17 protein-coding genes are annotated in these 18,757 nt (G+C 34.4%); 4 read left to right on the top strand and 13 right to left on the bottom strand.

Annotation, left to right across the window (positions count from 1 at the left end):
• The first annotated feature begins 48 nt into the window (after positions 1–48).
• Positions 49–1,578: an AbgT family transporter gene (locus I0Q91_RS12870; protein ID WP_270455029.1), complete on the top strand. Its 1,530-nt coding sequence runs from the start codon at positions 49–51 to the stop codon at positions 1,576–1,578.
• Between the two features lie 103 nt (positions 1,579–1,681).
• Here the strand turns inward: I0Q91_RS12870 and I0Q91_RS12865 are convergent, their stop codons facing one another.
• A complete protein-coding gene (locus tag I0Q91_RS12865; RefSeq protein ID WP_270455028.1) occupies positions 1,682–2,395 on the bottom strand; it encodes an MtnX-like HAD-IB family phosphatase in 714 nt (237 codons plus the stop codon).
• Positions 2,396–2,626: 231 nt separating this feature from the next.
• Between I0Q91_RS12865 and I0Q91_RS12860 the strand changes: the two genes are divergently transcribed.
• Positions 2,627–3,880, top strand: a complete 1,254-nt coding sequence (locus tag I0Q91_RS12860) for an MFS transporter (RefSeq protein WP_270455027.1) — start codon at positions 2,627–2,629, stop codon at positions 3,878–3,880.
• Between the two features lie 7 nt (positions 3,881–3,887).
• On the opposite strand, the gene I0Q91_RS12855 is transcribed toward I0Q91_RS12860, so the two are convergent.
• The 8 genes from I0Q91_RS12855 to I0Q91_RS12820 form a co-directional block, all read right to left on the bottom strand.
• Positions 3,888–4,421: a macro domain-containing protein gene (locus I0Q91_RS12855; protein ID WP_270455026.1), complete on the bottom strand. Its 534-nt coding sequence runs from the start codon at positions 4,419–4,421 to the stop codon at positions 3,888–3,890.
• A gap of 45 nt (positions 4,422–4,466) precedes the next feature.
• On the bottom strand, positions 4,467–6,065 hold the full coding sequence (locus I0Q91_RS12850) for an N-acyl-D-amino-acid deacylase family protein (protein WP_270455025.1): 1,599 nt from the start codon (positions 6,063–6,065) through the stop codon (positions 4,467–4,469).
• 24 nt (positions 6,066–6,089) lie between these two features.
• Complete coding sequence (locus tag I0Q91_RS12845) at positions 6,090–7,298, bottom strand: M20 family metallopeptidase (protein WP_270455024.1); 1,209 nt, start codon at positions 7,296–7,298, stop codon at positions 6,090–6,092.
• A 22-nt stretch (positions 7,299–7,320) separates the two neighbouring features.
• The gene (locus tag I0Q91_RS12840; RefSeq protein ID WP_270455022.1) at positions 7,321–8,607 is read right to left on the bottom strand and encodes a TRAP transporter large permease; all 1,287 of its coding nucleotides are present in this window, start codon (positions 8,605–8,607) and stop codon (positions 7,321–7,323) included.
• Positions 8,608–9,105 carry a TRAP transporter small permease gene (locus I0Q91_RS12835; protein ID WP_270455020.1) on the bottom strand — a complete coding sequence of 166 codons (498 nt, stop codon included), beginning with the start codon at positions 9,103–9,105 and terminating at the stop codon, positions 8,608–8,610. It lies immediately after the preceding gene.
• A gap of 67 nt (positions 9,106–9,172) precedes the next feature.
• Complete coding sequence (locus I0Q91_RS12830) at positions 9,173–10,216, bottom strand: DctP family TRAP transporter solute-binding subunit (RefSeq protein ID WP_270455019.1); 1,044 nt, start codon at positions 10,214–10,216, stop codon at positions 9,173–9,175.
• A gap of 207 nt (positions 10,217–10,423) precedes the next feature.
• Positions 10,424–12,097: a sigma-54 interaction domain-containing protein gene (locus I0Q91_RS12825; RefSeq protein ID WP_270455018.1), complete on the bottom strand. Its 1,674-nt coding sequence runs from the start codon at positions 12,095–12,097 to the stop codon at positions 10,424–10,426.
• Positions 12,098–12,112: 15 nt separating this feature from the next.
• Complete coding sequence (locus I0Q91_RS12820; RefSeq protein WP_270455016.1) at positions 12,113–12,439, bottom strand: phage holin family protein; 327 nt, start codon at positions 12,437–12,439, stop codon at positions 12,113–12,115.
• Positions 12,440–12,672: 233 nt separating this feature from the next.
• Here I0Q91_RS12820 and I0Q91_RS12815 point away from each other — a divergent pair, with 233 nt between their 5' ends.
• Positions 12,673–13,179: an OmpH/Skp family outer membrane protein gene (locus I0Q91_RS12815; RefSeq protein WP_270455015.1), complete on the top strand. Its 507-nt coding sequence runs from the start codon at positions 12,673–12,675 to the stop codon at positions 13,177–13,179.
• Between the two features lie 83 nt (positions 13,180–13,262).
• Here the strand turns inward: I0Q91_RS12815 and I0Q91_RS12810 are convergent, their stop codons facing one another.
• The 3 genes from I0Q91_RS12810 to I0Q91_RS12800 all read right to left on the bottom strand — a co-directional run bounded on the left by I0Q91_RS12810 (position 13,263) and on the right by I0Q91_RS12800 (position 16,937).
• Positions 13,263–15,062 carry a sensor domain-containing diguanylate cyclase/phosphohydrolase gene (locus I0Q91_RS12810; protein ID WP_270455013.1) on the bottom strand — a complete coding sequence of 600 codons (1,800 nt, stop codon included), beginning with the start codon at positions 15,060–15,062 and terminating at the stop codon, positions 13,263–13,265.
• 211 nt (positions 15,063–15,273) lie between these two features.
• Positions 15,274–15,423, bottom strand: a complete 150-nt coding sequence (locus tag I0Q91_RS12805; RefSeq protein WP_270455012.1) for a hypothetical protein — start codon at positions 15,421–15,423, stop codon at positions 15,274–15,276.
• 38 nt (positions 15,424–15,461) lie between these two features.
• The gene (locus I0Q91_RS12800) at positions 15,462–16,937 is read right to left on the bottom strand and encodes a 4Fe-4S binding protein (RefSeq protein WP_270455011.1); all 1,476 of its coding nucleotides are present in this window, start codon (positions 16,935–16,937) and stop codon (positions 15,462–15,464) included.
• Positions 16,938–17,154: 217 nt separating this feature from the next.
• Between I0Q91_RS12800 and I0Q91_RS12795 the strand changes: the two genes are divergently transcribed.
• A complete protein-coding gene (locus tag I0Q91_RS12795; RefSeq protein WP_270455010.1) occupies positions 17,155–17,964 on the top strand; it encodes an AAC(3) family N-acetyltransferase in 810 nt (269 codons plus the stop codon).
• Between the two features lies 1 nt (position 17,965).
• Here I0Q91_RS12795 and I0Q91_RS12790 read toward each other — a convergent pair whose 3' ends face one another.
• On the bottom strand, positions 17,966–18,718 hold the full coding sequence (locus I0Q91_RS12790; RefSeq protein ID WP_270455009.1) for an epoxyqueuosine reductase: 753 nt from the start codon (positions 18,716–18,718) through the stop codon (positions 17,966–17,968).
• Between the last annotated feature and the right edge of the window lie 39 nt (positions 18,719–18,757).

Raw genomic sequence — 18,757 nt, 5'->3', positions numbered from 1 at the left:
TTTTTAACACTTTACATTATTAAAATATTATTCTAAAGGAGGATTAATATGTCTAACTCAAATCCACAGGAAAGCTCTGGTTTAACAGATGCTTTTCTAAACAGGATTGAACGGGTAGGAAACCGTTTACCCCATCCATTGATATTATTCTTTATTATGGCCTTATTAGTTATTTTAGTTTCAGCATTAATATCTGGACTGGGTATTCAGGTTGAACATCCTACCACTGGAGAGACAATCGAAGCATTTAACCTGCTCTCCGTCGAAGGCTTCCAGCAAATGCTTACAGAAGCTGTCGATAACTTTACAGGTTTTGCTCCATTAGGCGTTGTTTTAGTCGCTATGATTGGTGTTGGTGTTGCTGATAAAGGTGGTTTAATTTCTGCTGCCCTGAAGAAGTTCGTTATGGGTGCACCTGATAAATACATCACCTCAGCAATTGTCTTTGCAGGTATCATGTCAAATATTGCTTCTGATGCCGGTTATGTTGTACTTGTTCCATTAGGAGCTATTATCTTTTCAGCTAAAGGTCGCCATCCTATAGTCGGTCTGGCAGCTGCTTTTGCCGGTGTTTCAGGTGGTTTCAGTGCCAACCTATTATTAGGAACACTGGATCCAATGCTAGCTGGTATAACCCAGGAGGCTGCTCATATCCTTGATACAGGTTATATGGTCGACCCCTCAGTTAACTATTATTTTATGATCGTCTCAACCTTTGTTATAACTATTGTCGGTACCTGGGTAACTGAGAAAATTGTTGCCCCTCGTTTTGGAGAATATACCGGAGAATATACTGAAGATATGGATGAGATTACTCCAAGAGAAAGCAGAGGTTTAAAAGCTGCAGGAATTGCCTTTTTAATCTGTATTATAATTCTATTGATTATGACAGTGCCTGAAGGTGGAATTTTAAGGAGCCCGGAAGGCGAATTAATTGAAGGTGCTTCGCCATTTGTCGGCGGTATGGTGCCGTTAATTACACTGCTCTTCTTAATTCCAGGTATTGTTTATGGTAAGGCTGCCGGGACAATTGAGTCCAGCGATGAAGTCGCTGAATTCATGGAAGAATCGATGGCCGATATGGGTGCATATGTTGCTCTGGCCTTTGCTGCCGGTCAGTTTGTTGCCTATTTCGACTGGACAAATATCGGTACTATTTTAGCTATCAGCGGTGCTGAATTCCTTGAAACTATAGGATTTACTGGCCTACCATTCATAATTGTCTTTATCCTGGTTTCAGGATTTATCAACTTATTTGTCGGTAGCGCTTCAGCCAAGTGGGCAATCATGGCCCCGGTCTTTGTTCCTCTACTTATGCAGTTAGGTTATTCACCAGAGTTTGCTCAGATGGCATATAGAATTGGTGATTCAACAACAAATATTATTACACCTTTAATGCCATATTTTGCAATAATAATCGCCTTTGCGCAGAAATGGGATGAGGATATTGGTCTAGGAACACTAATATCAACAATGGTCCCGTATTCAATCGCATTTATGGTTGCCTGGACAGTATTATTAATAATCTGGTTCTTCTTTGGTCTACCACTGGGACCAGCAGGAACTATCTTCTTATAAAAACAAATACCCTACCATAAATTAAACCCCACCAGAACTGCTGATAATACAGCAAGTTCCTTGGTGGGGCTTTTTTATTTATTATATTTATCCTACTATTCTTTTATCTCTTCTCTTTCTTCAACTTATCAACTATATACTCTTTAGCCTCAATAAAGTCTTCAAATACATAAAAATCACAGTCTTTATCATTACAGAATCCTTCTAAAAAACTCCCTTTTTTAGCCAAAATATAATCAGCTCTACCGATGGCATGCCGATCAGTCCTGCCGTCTCCAAGATAAAATATCGGTAAGCCTTCTTCCTGATACTTATTAATAATCATTCCCTTTGGTGTTGGAACAGGTCCAAATTCAGATAATGATTCCTCCGGAGGATAGGCAAATTCCGCCTTAATATAATTGCGATTAGAATCGTCATCCTCTGGAAATACCAGTTTATTTGCATAAACAGGAAAGTCCTTTTCAATATTATAATGTTTTAATAGTATTTTTATATAATCCTGAAAACCTCCACTTAAAACAGCAAAGGTAAAATTATTTTCCTGAATAAATTCTAAAAACTCTGGAAAGGTTGGTTCAATTGGGACTTCATTTATTACAAACTCTTTTAACTGTCTTCTAGTTATATCAAGACTCTTATATTGCTCTGCTAAAAGCCATCTAATCCCTAATTCATCCTGATTATTACGATAGTGATCAACTATATCTTCTGATTCTCTCTGATTAAAGTTGGCAAAGATTGCATTGTTAGTATCATCAACTGTTATTGTCCCATCAAAATCACTTAAAATTATTGCATCTTTTAATTCTGACATATTTATATCCACCTCATTTTTATATTTCAATACTTATCTTATTATAAAAATCCCCTGTTGTAAAACTAATTACAATATTATCTGAAATAATTCTATTTCTATATCAGTGTAATGTTAATATACTATCGATATAAAGCAGATAAGATATCAAGGATAGAAAAAGTTATTAGCAATTAGATTGAAGAATTACTTAAATAAAGATATACTATTTAAAGGAGGTAATTAACCAAAATGTTAAACAAGATAGATGAACTTAAGAATGGACTGCAATGGAAATTATTATTTATCCTTTCCACTGGTTATATGGGAGCTTTTATTAATATCCAGGGCATCCAGTCATTAATGCCTTTTATCCAGGATGACTTCGGTATTTCCAGAACAGAAGCCGGTCTTTACTCAACATTTTTATTTTTATCAGCCACTGGTGTCGCCATCTTCAGCGGCAATATTGTTGATAAGGTAGGTTCAAAAAAGACATTGCTTTTTGGTATCTTCAGCATTGGCTTTCTAATGCTGGCCCATACAATCTCACCAGTATACAGCATCATTTTAATTTTAGCATTTATAACCGGCATCGGCTTTAGCATTATTACGCCAGCTGTAAATAAATCAATCATGGATGAAGTCAAACCTGAAAACCGGGGTTTATCCATGGGGCTAATGCATTCAGGTAGCGGCATTGGTGGTTTTGCCGGAGCTACACTTTTACCAATTCTGGCTATAAGCCTTGGTTGGAGAGGAGCAATTCTAATATCAAGTCTTTTAACAATAGCTTTAGGTATTTTTGTTAAAAAAGCCTATAACCCTGATACTTCTCTTAACAACAATGATAATAATTCTGACGCCAGTTTTAAGGATAATATTTTAGAACTACTAAAAAATAAACAATTAATACTTACCTGTTCTTTAGGACTTATTTTTGGTCTGGCAGTCGGATCTATTCCAGCCCATTATACTCTATTTCTAACTACTGATTTAGGTTATAGTTCATCTCTGGCAGGATTTGCTTTAGGTGTAGTTCAAATCGGAGGTATCTTCGGAAGAACTCTCTGGGGCTGGGTCAGCGACTCAATTTTCAAAGGTGACAGGACTATCAGCTTTATATTAATTATGTTGATTATTATATTACTCAATTTAAGCTATGGATTCTTTGGAGATATGCTTGCAAGTAGCCAGCTTATAATTCTTGCTATTTCATTCCTGCTTGGACTCACTGCTTTTGGCTGGAGTGGTCTATATTTTACTGTTGTTGGGGAGAGAGTGCGATCAGAACAAACAGGAATTGCTTCAGGTTTATCACTTATCTTTCTTAGAACTGGAGTAGTGGTTGGTCCTCCTTTATTTGGTTTATTGGCTGACCAATATGATCACTATCATAATAGCTGGATATTCCTTGCCGGCCTGGTTTTTGTTAGTGGTGCAATTTATTATTATCTTCAAAATAAAGAAAACAAAAAGCCTGACCATAAGAGGCCAGGCAAATAATATCCTTTTAAAATATCTTTTCAGCATAATTTTTATAGATCTCAAAATCTGATTCATTAAATAATACAAATCTAATTTTTCCAAGATAATTTATTTTATCAAGATAATCTTTAATAGCCTTCATTGTAACTTCAGCAGCTGATTCAATCGGATAACCGAATGCCCCGGTTGATATAGCTGGAAAGCCCAGGGATTTAAGCTTGTTGTCTTCAGCTATTTTAAGGCTATTCTGATAACAATCTCCAAGCAGTTTATCCTCGGGTTTATCCTTGCCATATACAGGTCCCAGGGTATGGATAATATAACTGTTTTCAAGATTATGACCACCGGTAATTACTGCCTCACCAGGCTCTATTGGAGCTAGAGGCCGAGTCTCTTCTGTTAAATCTGGTCCTGCAGCTTTATGAACAGCTCCTGCAACACCTCCACCAATCTTAAGTTCTGCATTGGCTGCATTAACAATCCCATCAAGATCTGGCTGCTTAACAATATTCCCCTGGATTATTTCTAGAGTTAATCCATTAATCTTAACCTTATACATTGGTAGCCACCTCCTGTCTATATTCTATCAATTATAGACTGAACTTTAAAACAGTCTAATAAATTTTCCTGGTCTGTTCTCATCAAGATATTTTCCATCCTTATATACAGGTTCCCCATTAATCAGCAAAAGATTAACCCCTTTAGCTAATTGTGATGGTCTCTCATAAGTGGCTTTAGCTTCAATTACATCTGGATCAAAGACAACAATATCGGCATATTTCCCCTCTGCAATAGTTCCTCTGTCATCAAAACCAAATTTATTAGCTGGTAACCTTGTCATCTTATCAAGAGCTGTTTCCAGCGATAAGATTTCTCTTTCACGGACAGCCTCTCCAAGTATTTTAGGGTAAGTCCCATATAATCTGGGATGGGGATGGCCATTTATAGTAAGCCCATCTGAACCGACAAGAATATCAGGATTAGCTAAGATATTATCAACATCATCCTGACTGGTACTAAAAATCAAAATTGTTATCCGTCCCTCTCCTTCAATGATTAAATTATACAATGCATCATGGAGGTCTTCCCCCATCAAATCAGCTATTTCTCTCAAACTTTTATTCTGATATCTCTTCATAGATTCTTTAGGTACTGAGTTTACTATAATATTATCCCAGCCTGCCGATTTAATGATATTATCCCAGTTAGGTATACCTGTTTCAATATCTTCAGTCAATTTTTCTCTAAAGCAGCTGGTATTTTTAAGATGATCAAGTAGATTTTCGACCCCGTCAACCATCGACCATTGAGGTAAAAGCGCAGTTATAAGAGTTGACCCTGCCTGATATGGATATTGATCTGCATGAATATCCAGACCTTCTTCCCTTGCTTTATCAAATAATGCTAAAATATAATCTGACTCACCCCAGATCTCTTTTCCTGATAAATTCAAATGAGATATTTCAACTTTAACACCAGTTTTTCTAGCCAGTTCTATATTTTCTTTTATGCAATCTTCAAGCTCAACTGATTCATTTCTAAGATGAGTAGTATAAATCTTATTATTTTCAGCAAGGATACTAACAAGATATTCAATCTCTTTTTGATTTGCATAAGAACTAGGCGGGTATAAAAGTCCTGTAGACATACCTGCTGCTCCCTGGTTTAAAGCTTCCTGTAATAACTGTCCCATTATCTTCAGCTCTTCATCTGTTGCCTTACTATCATCAAATCCTTTAACAGCCAGCCTGATTGAACCATGAGCAACCAGAGAAGCTGCATTAATCCCTAAACCCCTTTTTTCTAATTTATTTGAGAATCCCTGAAGATCTTTCCAGTCAAATTCAACACCTTCAAGATCAAAAATACCACTATTATAATCTTTTAAATCTTCTTTTCTATCTTCAACAATCGGATAAAAACCTAAACCACAATTACCTAATAATACTGTTGTTACTCCCTGAGGTATTTTAGCAGGGACAGTTCCTGACTGTAATATCTCCATCTCATCGTGGGTATGAACATCTATAAAACCTGCAGATACAACCTGATTCTTTGCAGAAAAAACTTCTTTAGCTTCAGAAGCCGGTATATTGGGTTTTAAACTAACTATTTTTTCATCTTTTATCGCTACATCAGCTTTCAGCCAGCCCTGATATTTGCCAAGAAACACATTTCCATTTTTAATTAAATAATCATACATAGTCTCTCCCTCTTTTCTAACAATTTAATAACAGATATCTACGATTACATTTAAATAGATTTTTACTGCTGTAATTAAATCTTCTATTTTCAAACTTTCATCACCAGAATGACATTTTTCAGGTAAGCCTGGACCGAAAACAAGGGATGGGATTTTTAGCTTATTTGCAAATAAAGCAGCATCACTCCAGCCCCGGAAATATGTTAAACCATTATCTCTATCACTAAATCTTCTTAAAGAATTTTGGAGCGAATCTGTCAGTTTATTTTTATTGATTCCAGTAAGCGGAATATTCTTCAATGGACAGACTCTATCTTCCATTGTAATGACCTCAGTAATATAGCCTGGATAGGTTGAATTAACCTTGGCCAGTAGCCTATCGATTTCTTCATAAATACTCTGCCGGCTTTCCTCAGGTGTATATCTTCTATCAACCTCTAATATTGTTATATTAGGAACGATATTAGGATCATCGCCTCCAGAAATCACACCTACATTAATAGTCGGGGGGCTGACAAAGGAGTCTTCTCTATCCATTAATTTAAAATTAAGTTTTTCTATCTCTGCAGCAATTCTGGCCCCATGATAGATTGTATTCTGCCCTTTTTCTGGCGTGCTTCCATGGGCAGATTGTCCCTTAATTACAATCTTATACCATTCCATCCCCTTATGGGCATGACATATCCTTAAGTCTGTTGGCTCACCAACTATAGCATAATCAGCCTCTATCTTATCTTCAATTAATTTTACAGAGCCTAAAGATTGCTGCTCCTGATCTATAACACCTGCAAAAATTAAATCTCCCTTTAATTCTATATCATTCTCAGCAATTATAACCATTGCAGAGATCATAGCAGCCAGAGAGCCCTTCATATCAACTGATCCCCTGCCCTTAATATATCCATCTTTGACCTCAGGTGAATAGGGTGGAATAACCATATTATATGGTGGAATTGTATCGGTATGACCATTTAACAAAAGACTGCTACCAGTTTTATTTCCAGGTATTTTTGCAATTATATTAGGTCTGTTTTCTTCGATATATTCTAATTCAATATTGGTTATACCATGTTCAGTTAGATAATTACCTATAAATTCAACCTGTTTATCTTCCTGCCATTCAACATTTTTATGGCTGGGAATCTTAATCATCTCTTTTAATAAACTTATAGTTGATTCTTCACAATAATTATCTAGAAGCTGATTAATCAATTTTTCTTTATCTGATATCATAGGAATATTCCTTTCAAATTTTTTAGGCAAAACCTAACAATCTGGGTAAAAACATCGGAATTGCAGGGACATAAGTGATTAACATTAAAACTGCAAATTCGCAGAGTATAAACGGCCATATCTCACCAGTTATTTCTTCTAAAGAAAGCCGTGAAATACCACAGGCAACAAACAAACAGGCTCCTAATGGTGGTGTCATTAATGCTATATTTAAATTAACAACCATTATTATCCCAAAATGTAATGGATGAACTCCAACACTGACAGCCAGAGGATGAAGAATTGGGCCTAATATAATTAGAGCTGCCGTCATATCCATAAACATTCCAAGGATTAGTAATATTAAGTTTATGATAAGTAGAACAACTATTTTATTTTCGCTAAAACCTAAGATCATATTACCGATCATTGTCGGCACCTGCTCATTAGATAAAATCCAGCCTAATACTGCTGCAGCAGATAAAATTATAAAGACTGAGCCTGAATTTTTTACCATATTATAAAGTAACTCAGGTATATCTTTTAATTTTAAATTTTTAAAGATAAAAAAACCTACAAATAGAGCATATAATACAGCAATAGCAGCAGCTTCAGTAGGTGTAAAGACTCCACTTAAAATACCCCCAAGAATTATTACTGGCATTAAAAGCGGTATAAAGGCATCTTTAAAGGCTATTCCCATCTCTTTAACAGAAGCTCTTTTCTCTCCAATTGGATAATTCCTCTTCTTTGAAATAATTCCTGCAAGAATCATCAGTGAACCACCGACCAATACACCTGGAACAACTCCAGCTGCAAACAGCCCGGCTATTGAAACATTCATCAGTGATCCATAAATAACCATGATAATACTAGGTGGAATTATTGGACCTATTATCGATGAAGCCGCCGTAATTGCTGCAGAAAAATCTTTATCATAACCATCTTCGACCATTGCTGGAATAAGCATTGTACCCAAAGCTGCTGTATCAGAGACTGCTGCACCAGTAAGCCCTGCAAAAAAGATACTAACTAAAATATTTACATGGGCCAGGCCACCTCGGATATGACCGACAAATACATTAGCCAGTTTAACCAGCCTATGAGTTATCTGAATTTTATTCATTATATCTCCAGCCAGCATAAAGAAAGGCATTGCCATTAGGGCAAACATATCAATCCCTGAATAGAAATTCTGTGGAATCAGTCTCATAATAACAGGTGAATCCATTCTTAAAAAAGCCAAAACTGCTGTTACACCAAGGGCAAAAGCAATTGGTGTCCCTGCCAGTAAAAATAGAAAAAAGACGACTACTATAAATTGAACCATTTAGACTGCCTCCTCTGCTGTTAGATCGATTATTATCTGAAGAATCTGCTGAATACCTGTTAATAAACCTGCTACCGGTACAGATAATAATGGCCAGAACATTGATATTCCTAGAGCCGGAGAAGACTGTCTGGTAGCCCGCACAGCTGCTGCAAAACCTTCTTTTGTTAAGTAATATAAAAATAGAAGTACAAATAATTGCGTTATTAATATAATAATTTTTTTAGGAATTGGCGGAAATCTATCTATAACTAATTTAATGCCAACATGCTCTCTTTCTTTTAAAGATATACTTGCAGCCACTAAGGCCATCCAGATCATAAGATATCTAGCTAATTCTTCAGTCCAGAGAAAAGGATTTCTGAGGACATAACGCCAAAAAGTCCCGATTAATACCACAACTACCATTAAACCTCCAATAATAATTAATGGATATGCTGTTATTCTCTCTAATATATGAGCAATCAATTTAGCATTATCATGGAGTTTTTTTCTCATATCTTACCCTCCTGAAATCTGAACCTGGGAGCAAAAAAGCCCCCAGGATTCAAATTTAATTACTATCTTACTTATAAAGCTCTGCTTCTACCTGCTCAACTGCTTCTAATAATCTATTTGCAAAATCTAAGCCAGCTTCTCCCATATCATCTTCTATAGCTTCTAAAACTGCAGGAATTGCTGCATCTCTAAACATCTGAAGTTCTTCTGCACTTGGAGCATATACTTCGGCTCCAGCCTCCTCTAAGAAATCAACACCATAAGTTGTTATACCAGTTAAAACTTTATGACCTCTACCAACAACTTTAGCGGCATCGATTGCGTTGGCAAAAATTCTTTTCTGCTCATCAGTTAATGACTCATAAAACTCAGAACTTGTAACCCACCAGTCAGTACCATACAGGTGATTTGTTAGAGTTACATAATCCTGAACTTCCTGGAGGCCACCAATTGCCATTATAGGGATCGGATTATGCTGGCCATCAATAACACCAGTTTGCAAGGATGTATAAAGCTCTGACCAGTCAATTGGAGTCGCTGAAGCACCTAATGATCTCATCATGGCTATATGGGAAGGTACTGACATAACTCTAAATGAAATACCTTCCATATCTTCAGGTGTACGGATTGGCCTAACATTATTACTTAAGACATAAAAATCTCCAGCTGAAGTCGTTAATAATTTCAAGCCGGTTTCAGCTTCCATTTCTTCACTTAATCTCTGACCAAATTCACCATCAATAACCCTATATGCTACAGCATGATTTGGAAAAGCAAAAGGAAGATCAAAGGCATTGACAGGCTCATAGAACTGAGACAATCCACCTATTGAAGCAACATTAACCTGAACTATGTTAGCCTGAGTTAATTCTAGCCTTTCTCTTTGACGACCCATGGCGTTACCTGGATAGATATTAACAAACATCTCATTATTAGACTCTGTTTCGATTACATTTTTAAATGCAAGAGCAGCAGCATGGGAACTTGAGGTCTCAACATCACCAGGCTCTTCATGGGCAAGCTTAATTTCTAATGGTGCGGCAAGGACTGAAGTCGAAATAAATAGGACAGCGATTAATACAACAAGAAACATTTTTAGTTTTCTAGACATTTTGTTTCCTCCCCGTAATTTAGTATAAATCTTAACTAACTATTTATGCAATTATGATACCAGGAAGGCAATTTCAGAAAATATTTTTGTAAATCTAGCTCCAGCCTTAATTTTCAGATAATAGTGAATTTACCTACTATGATATAATTGGTTGCGCTGTAAATAATTAATTCCTGTTTCCAGGAATTAATTTACGGAAAACAGGAATTATTTTTTTATATTATATTTATTTAGCTTCTTATAAAGAGTAGTCTTACTAACTCCTAATTTTTTTGCAGCATCAAGTTTCCCTGCTGTTGATCTCCCAAATATCTCTAGAGCTTCTTCTATTAAATCCTTTTCTACCCTTGAAACTGCTTTATCAAGATTAAATTCTTCAGTTATACCCCTCTTGATTCTAACCTGATTATTTATAAAAGGTAGATTATTTGCTGTTATTTTTTCTCCTGTCTCCATATTCATTGCATATTCAATCATATTTTCTAATTCCCGTACATTTCCTGGGAAATCATAGTTTTTAAGAAGATTTTTAGCCTGATCTGAAAGCCCGGTAATATTCTTCTTAAGTTTATCTTTATAAATATCAATAAAATAATTTGCCAGTAATAATATATCTTCTTTTCTTTCTCTTAATGGTGGCAAGAATATTGGTATAACATTTATTCTAAAAAATAAGTCTTCTCTGAATTTATTTTCTTGAACTAAATTCTCCAAATTTTGATTGGTAGCAGATATTATTCTAATATCAACATTAATCTCTTCAGTACCCCCGATTCTAAAAAAACTTCGTTCCTGTATGACTTTCAGAATCTTAGCCTGAAGATCAATTGGCATATCTCCGATTTCATCCAAAAAAATAGTTCCTTTATGGGCTAATTCAAATTTTCCTGGTTTGCCCCCCTTTTTTGCACCAGTAAAAGCTCCAGCTTCATAACCAAATAGTTCACTTTCAAGTAATTCAGATGGTATTGCTGCACAATTGATCGAAACGAAGTTATAATCTTTTCTCATACTATTTTTATGAATTGCCTGTGCAAATAGTTCTTTTCCAGTACCACTTTCCCCCCTGATCATGACCGATGAACTGCTACAGGCCACTTTTATTGCCTTATTCCAGGCCGATTTGAAAGCCAGACTCTCACCAATTAATTCTGGTCTTTTATTATTAAATGGTTCATCTGCAAAATAATCTAAAACTTTTCTAGCATCCTCTAAAGCAGTAATAGTTGCTACCATTCCCTTAATTTCAAGTCCTTCTTTAATTGGGGATGCTGAAACCAAAACTCTTCTCTGACCTTTTTTAGTATTACATGAGATCTCTTTTCTAAAAAATGTTATACCTTTATTTAAAACCTCAATTAAGTCTGTGCCTTTGAATATATTCATGATTCTTTTACCAACAATCTTACTTCTTTCAAAACCAGTAGCTATTTCAGCTGCTGTATTTATCATGGTAACTATCCCCTGTTGATCTGCAGTTATTACACCTTTAGGCAAAGACTCAAAAGTCTCTTTATATCTATTTAAATTTTCTTTAGCCTGCCCAATCAAAATCTGATCTATTAATAAATTTATTACAGTTTCTGAAATTAGCTCTTTAATATTATTAAAATCATTAATTATTTGTCTTTCAACTTCATTAAAAGTTTTAAGGTTTTCATCAATAATTATTAGTTTACCAATAACCTTATCATTTAAAATCAAATCAAAAGATATATTGATTTCATTAAATATAATATTTTCTTCTATAAAATTAGCTGAGATCAATGATTTGTCTTCTTCCTCATATATAGCCAATCTATATGGTTCTGACAAAACTTTCTGGCCTATATCAAGAATTAACTGACAGTATTTTACTATATTTTTATTAGTAAATAACATTTAAATCCTCCTACTTCATTTGCCTCCAGATAAAAGGCTTGTTACAAAACTAATTACAATTGAACCAAAAATTGCAGCCATCAAACTTGAAACATAAAAACCAGGTACAAAATAAGCTGCCAGCATAAGCATCAGTCCATTAAGAACTAACAAAAATAACCCAAGTGTTAAAATAGTTAATGGTAAGGTTAGTATTGTAAATATAGGTTTAATCAATATATTGATTAAACCTAATATCAAAGCAGCCACAAATCCTGTTGCTGGCGTATTAATTGCTATACCAGGAACTAACCAGGCTGCAAACCAGATAGCAAACATTGTTATCATAAGTTTTATAAGCAATTTTTACTCCTCCAGTTATGATATTTTAGTTTTAAAATATCATAATGTAATATCAATATATATAATTATACCTTAAATTCTGGCTAAATGATATTATCTATTTTATTGTTAGTCTCAATGAGATGGAAAAATCATAATCTTACTATCATAATTTTATCATAAATGGCTGTTACCATTTTAAATAGTAAGATTAAAAATCAAATTATTTTTATTTTACTAGGAGGTATTAATTAATGAGATTTAAAAGTTTAATTGCTATTATTGTTGGTTTTGCTCTTGTTTTTGGTGTTGGAGTTGGCGTTTCGGCTCAGGAAATTAATGTCGGTGAAGTTCAATTACAGGCAGTTGTTCAGCAGCATCCTGAGGCAATGGAATACCAATCAGAAATACAGGAAGAAATGATGGCTTTACAGCAAGAATTTGAAGAAGAAGCTGCAGATTTAGATCCTGAAGAAGATGCAGAAGAATTACAACAGTTACAGCAAGAGTTCGAGCAAGAAGCAATGAGTTTCGAAGAAAACTTTGAAGATGATTTAATGAGTATTTTAGAGCCTGAACTTGACGAGTTTATGGAAACTGAAGGTTATGATATGATCGTCATGGAAGGCGGTATAGTCGGTTCTGATGTTAATGTAAATACTGTTGATGTTACCGATGAATTTATTGAATTTTCAGGTGGAGAAGCAGAAGATATGGAATTAGATTTAGATGCAGAAGATATGGACGATAATGGATTATAATCTCAATTAAATCATATATGCTAAAATTCAAGCACCGGAATTTCTCCGGTGCTTTTTTAGTGTATTTCTAATGTAATATATTTCTAATTATTTAACATTAATTCTTTAAATTTATCAACTAATTCAGGATCAAATTGACTGCCTGCACACTTTTGAATTTCTTTGACTGCCTCTTTTTTTGATATGGCTTTCTTGTATGGCCTACCATTAGTCATAACATCATATGCATCAACTATAGTTATAATCCTAGCAAGAAGAGGGATATCTCTACCTTTTAAACCCTGGGGATAACCAGAACCATCCCAGCGCTCATGATGACACAGAATCGCCCTGGCTACCTTAGCAAACTCTTCGGTATTAATTGCTATTCTATAGCCTGTCTCAGGATGTTCTGTAATAATATCCCATTCTTCTTCAGTTAATTTTCCTGGCTTATTTAAAATATCAGCTGGTATTGTAACTTTTCCAATGTCATGTAATGTAGCCAAAAGACTTAAATTATTTAATTCTTCATTCGATAAGTTCATGTTCTCTCCAAGGCTAAAGGCTACCTTAGCCATTCTCATAGCATGTTCCTCAGTTTCATCGCTTTTAGCTCCAAGGGTATTTAAAAAACTCTGAACTATTTTATTTTTACTACTTTTACTATCTATCAGTTTATCCTGATACATATTCTTATCTGCTCTATGAATAGTATCATAAATATTCTCATTATTTTTTGTTTTTGTTGCAACACCAACTCCTAAAGCAATAGGTATCTCATCTGCCTCTGTTTTTTTACATTCCTCTTTTATTCTTAATCTAATCTGGTCTATATCTTCTTTATCAGTCTGAGGTAATAATATTAAAAATTCATCACCAGCCCAGCGGGCAACAATATCTTCTTTCCTAACAGATTTCAGGAGTACTTTACTTACTCTCTTTAAAATTTCATCGCCCTGTTCATGTCCATATGTATCATTGATTAACTTTAAACCATTAACATCTGCCATAATTATACTAATAGGTAATTGTCTTTTTGTATTTAACCGTTCAATCTCTTCTTCCATAAAAAAACGATTATATAGACCAGTCAATTTATCATGAAAACTAATATATTCTATTTTTTCCTGCTGCTCTTTATATTCAGTATAATCAAGTTGCATAGATAGTACAGCATAACTGCCATCTGGCATCTTTATTCTAGTTTCTTTAAATAAAATATAATAAGTTTCTCCATTTTTATCAATGCTTTTTCCTATATATTCTTTATCTACTCCTGATAAAATATCATCAATATTATCCCTGGCTTCTTTTTTGTACTCTGGCGGCACAACAGTTTCAAATATATTACTACCTACTATTTCATCCTTTGAGTAACCTGAAATTTTACAATGGTTATCATTGACTTTCAAGATATTCCCATCTCTTTCTATCAATAACATTCCCACTGGAGATTTATTAAACAACTTTCGATACTGTTCCTCTTTAACCTCTAGTTTTTTTCTTGTTTCTTTTATCTTAGTTATATCATCATAAATGCCATAAATTCCTTCTACTTCACCATCAATTAAAATCGGTACTCCTTTAATTAAAAAATGAATTGGTTTACCATCTCGATCATACCTGATTCCCTCTGTCTTCACCTGTTCACCAGATAATGTCCGTTCTGTAATACTTAAATCAGCACTGCCAGGCTTATTTCTTTCTAAGATATCGTCAATATGTTCACCCTTTATCTCATCGAGTTCATATCCAAATTTCTCAGTAAACTTCTGATTAAAATTAATTATCCTGTGATTATTATCAAGCAGCACAATAGCAGAGGTGCTATTTTCAAATAATGCCTCTGCAATTAATTTTTCTTTTTTTAATTGTTTTTCCCTAGAAATTTCAGTTTCCATATCTCTATCCCCTAAATCTTTAATAATTATCCGTCTCTTAAATCATAATTCAAGATATAATAATTAAATCCTTCTTCGAATAATATTTAGCATGATAAAAATTGTTTATCTTAATCTTAATATAAATAATTATTGCCCTGGATAATGAAATCCACCAGGGCAATTAAACTTTAATAAATTATTTATATTGTAGTTTTAAAATAGCACTCTTTTAAGCCTCTTCTATTCTCTCAATCTCTTTACACTTACCAATACAACTTTCATTGCATTTGGGATCTTCAGGATGCTCTCCTAAAGGAGAATCTAACCAGACTATATAGTCCTCTCCACAACATTGACACAGGTATTTATATTTAACCAAAGCAAATCCCCCCAGATTTATTAGATAATATAATGAATTTAGCCTGTCGTTTCTGCATATAGATGGTCTAATTCAAAATCTTTTTCTTTTAATAAGCTTTCCGCAGCAGACTCCATTGGTCCTGGACCGCACATATAAATCTTATATTTATTTAAATCCATCTTATCCATAACATTTGTAACAAAGCCCTTTTCGCCATCCCAGCTCTCATCAAAAGCTACCACCGGGATAAATTCAAAGATATCACTTTTCTTATCCATCTCTTCAAAGAAATCACGATAAAGAAAATCCCTTTCTTTATTCACACCATAAATAAGCTTTACAGTTTGGGAATTACCAGGATTTTCAACCATATCTTCAACAATAGGTAAGAAAGGGGTTATCCCAATACCACCTGCAACCAAGAGAATACCTTCACTGTCTTTATCAATTATCAATTCATGCCCCATTGGTCCTTTTAACTCTATCTCCATACCTTCTTCAAATTCCTCAAACATTATGCTTGTTCCATAACCCTGAGTAACTTTCATAACTGATACTTTAATTAAACTACCACCATCTTCTATTCCAGAAATAGAATAAGCTTTAAACATATCATGCTTATCTGATACTTTAACTAAAATAAATTGTCCAGGTTCTGCATCAATACTGGCTGGATCTTTGAGCCTGAAAGAAAATTCTTTTACTCCTTCTCTTAACACTTTAATTTTTTCAATTTCAGTTGTTAGAACTTCTTTATTATAATAATCCAACTCATCTTCTTCAACAGATTGGACTGGAGATTCCACATTTTCTAATGAGAGAATACCTGCAGGACAATTTTCCACACAGGTTCGACAGCGAATACAGTTTTGATTTTCAAGCTGATTTGAATCATTATCCTGAAATTCCTTATAAGGTTTAATCTGCATCGGACAGACTCTAGCACAATTTGCACATTCATGACAGAGATCAGTTGATTCAATCGTTATTTTCTCTTCAAATTTATCTGCTACACCAGTAGCTTTTCCTAATGTATGACTCATTTTCTCTAATGACCCCATTGGGCAAAACTGACACCATGTTCGAGGGGCAACCAGCAATGATAAGCCCCCTCCTACAATTAAAACCATTAAATATGTTCTAGAAAAAATCATTCCTAAAGACATCGGCAAAGGCCTGACCCCTAAATTTTGAAATATATTATACATGCTTGTTCCAATTCTATATGAAAAAAAGGCAAAAGCAAATATAATAACTGGCTTTGTTTTTAAGATATCAGGAATAAATTTATTCCTGCTTATCGGCATCATTACCTGATCAAAAAAGCTACCATGGGGACAAAAATTTCCGCACCAATAACGGCCTTTAAAGAACGCCATTGTTGTTAGTGCAACAATAATGGGTGGTACTAATAATCCTAAATAAGGAAAAAACAGTCCTCCAACACCAACAGTTAAAGTAACAATCCAGGCATATTTCCTGATAAGTGAGAAAGTCCTTTCTGTCTTAATATTAAATGCGACATTTTCCATTAAATAAAACACTCCTTTTAAATTTGATTTTCTAATTCCAACCTCAAGACTTTTAATGATTAACTAATTAATAAATACATTAACTACTTAATAATATTATACTAGTCAGAGTTAAAATGTCAAGTCTTATTTAAATTTTTAAATTTAAAATTATTTTGAAGGAGATTCTACTCTTTATCTAGAATAATAAAATAACAAATATAAGGGATTTGATACCATGAGTGAAGATTCGATAATTAAAGATAGCGACTTTCCTGTAACAAAATCTAGATTAATCGAAGATTTACATTCTGGAGGGTTAAGATCAGGAGAAAAAATTATAGTACATTCATCTTTAAGTTCACTTGGCTGGGTATGCGGTGGCCCGATTACACTAATTCAAGCATTTATGGATATAGTAACCGAAAAAGGGAATATTGTTATGCCAGCTCACAGCGAAGACTACACTGAACCTTCATACTGGAAAAACCCACCAGTTGATGAAGCATGGTGGGATACTATAAGAAAAGAAATGCCTGCCTATCAGCCAGAAATAACCCCCTGCGGAAGTATTGGAGTTGTCCCTGAGACTTTCAGAAAGTTTCCAGGAGTTAAAAGAAGCTCCCATCCTGCAGTATCTTTTACAGCCTGGGGTCAAGACAGTAATTATATTATATCAAATCATAGTCTGGAAAATTCTCTTGGACAAAATTCTCCACTAGGAAAAATATATGATTTGAAGGGTAAAATTCTATTAATTGGAGTAAACCATGATCGTAATACATCACTTCATCTTGCTGAACATAAGGCGAATTTTCAAAAAGAAAAAGAACTTCAGGGCAGCCCTATAATTCGAGATCAAAAAAGAGTCTGGGTAGAATATGAAGATTTAAAATACGATGATTCAGATTTTATAGATGTTGGTGAGGCTTTTGAAAACAAAAATAATTATCAGGAATTTAATATCGGGCATACAACTGCTAGGCTTTTACCTCAAAAAGCTTTAGTTGATTATGCAGCTAAATGGTTTAGTAAAAATAGAAAATAATCTATAAAATTGCGCAGGGGACGCCAACCGTACATTTGCCGCAGACATCAGCCGAACCATTGTATTTAGCTGCATTTTCTTTGAGGATAGAATAGCACAACTGCCGATTGAAACTATTTTCTTCTAATGCACCAAAAACACAGTTTCTAATACATTCTTTACAGCTACCATCCTTGTAATAAAGGCAAAGTTCCTGAGTAGGTCTTGCTTTAACTGGTAGCTCAAAATCAACAACAAGACTGCCTATTCTGCCGGCACTACCTGCTTCTGTAATTAGCATTTTATGGAGACCAAACCTCCCAAGGCCAGCAATCCAGGCTACATGTTTATGGGACCAGTAACTAATTAAATCTTTTTTTGAAAAATTATCTGTAGCTGCTGGGCCTGCAGCATTATAGCCCTTATCTTCAATCTCTTTCTTGAGATTTTTATTAATAATCGATATTAACCTATTAGTCTCAATATAAGCCCTGGCCCAGATCAAAGAGGCATCCCTGCCAGCTTCATTAGACTTAGGTATCTCTTCAGCAAAAGGAAGAAAATAAGTGATAACTGATTCGGCTCCAGGCAATAATTCATCAGGATTTTTATGTTTTTCACTAATTATTCTTTTAAGTTTTTCAAAATATAAATCATCAGCAGAAGCAACGGAAATCAGAGGTTCTTTCCACTTAGAAATTATATTGCAATTACCAGTATAATCTGAAATTGTTTCATTTATAATACTCTTAATATCTCTGATTGACAATGCCATTATGATCATCTCCCTTTATAATATTTATTTATTTATAAA

Origin of the sequence: Halonatronomonas betaini (assembly GCF_015666175.1) — a bacterium.
Taxonomy (GTDB): domain Bacteria; phylum Bacillota; class Halanaerobiia; order Halanaerobiales; family Halarsenatibacteraceae; genus Halonatronomonas; species Halonatronomonas betaini.
This window is presented reverse-complemented; position numbering and strand designations above follow the sequence as displayed.

Bases quoted from the DNA above. Each gene is read 5' to 3' on its own strand.
- I0Q91_RS12850 (WP_270455025.1), bottom strand. From the start codon at position 6,065: ATGTATGATTATTTAATTAAAAATGGAAATGTGTTTCTTGGCAAATAT.
- I0Q91_RS12790 (WP_270455009.1), bottom strand. From the start codon at position 18,718: ATGGCATTGTCAATCAGAGATATTAAGAGTATTATAAATGAAACAATT.
- I0Q91_RS12815 (WP_270455015.1), top strand. From the start codon at position 12,673: ATGAGATTTAAAAGTTTAATTGCTATTATTGTTGGTTTTGCTCTTGTT.
- I0Q91_RS12795 (WP_270455010.1), top strand. From the start codon at position 17,155: ATGAGTGAAGATTCGATAATTAAAGATAGCGACTTTCCTGTAACAAAA.
- I0Q91_RS12800 (WP_270455011.1), bottom strand. From the start codon at position 16,937: ATGGAAAATGTCGCATTTAATATTAAGACAGAAAGGACTTTCTCACTT.
- I0Q91_RS12845 (WP_270455024.1), bottom strand. From the start codon at position 7,298: ATGATATCAGATAAAGAAAAATTGATTAATCAGCTTCTAGATAATTAT.
- I0Q91_RS12865 (WP_270455028.1), bottom strand. From the start codon at position 2,395: ATGTCAGAATTAAAAGATGCAATAATTTTAAGTGATTTTGATGGGACA.
- I0Q91_RS12840 (WP_270455022.1), bottom strand. From the start codon at position 8,607: ATGGTTCAATTTATAGTAGTCGTCTTTTTTCTATTTTTACTGGCAGGG.
- I0Q91_RS12830 (WP_270455019.1), bottom strand. From the start codon at position 10,216: ATGTCTAGAAAACTAAAAATGTTTCTTGTTGTATTAATCGCTGTCCTA.
- I0Q91_RS12810 (WP_270455013.1), bottom strand. From the start codon at position 15,062: ATGGAAACTGAAATTTCTAGGGAAAAACAATTAAAAAAAGAAAAATTA.
- I0Q91_RS12870 (WP_270455029.1), top strand. From the start codon at position 49: ATGTCTAACTCAAATCCACAGGAAAGCTCTGGTTTAACAGATGCTTTT.
- I0Q91_RS12860 (WP_270455027.1), top strand. From the start codon at position 2,627: ATGTTAAACAAGATAGATGAACTTAAGAATGGACTGCAATGGAAATTA.
- I0Q91_RS12855 (WP_270455026.1), bottom strand. From the start codon at position 4,421: ATGTATAAGGTTAAGATTAATGGATTAACTCTAGAAATAATCCAGGGG.
- I0Q91_RS12835 (WP_270455020.1), bottom strand. From the start codon at position 9,105: ATGAGAAAAAAACTCCATGATAATGCTAAATTGATTGCTCATATATTA.
- I0Q91_RS12825 (WP_270455018.1), bottom strand. From the start codon at position 12,097: ATGTTATTTACTAATAAAAATATAGTAAAATACTGTCAGTTAATTCTT.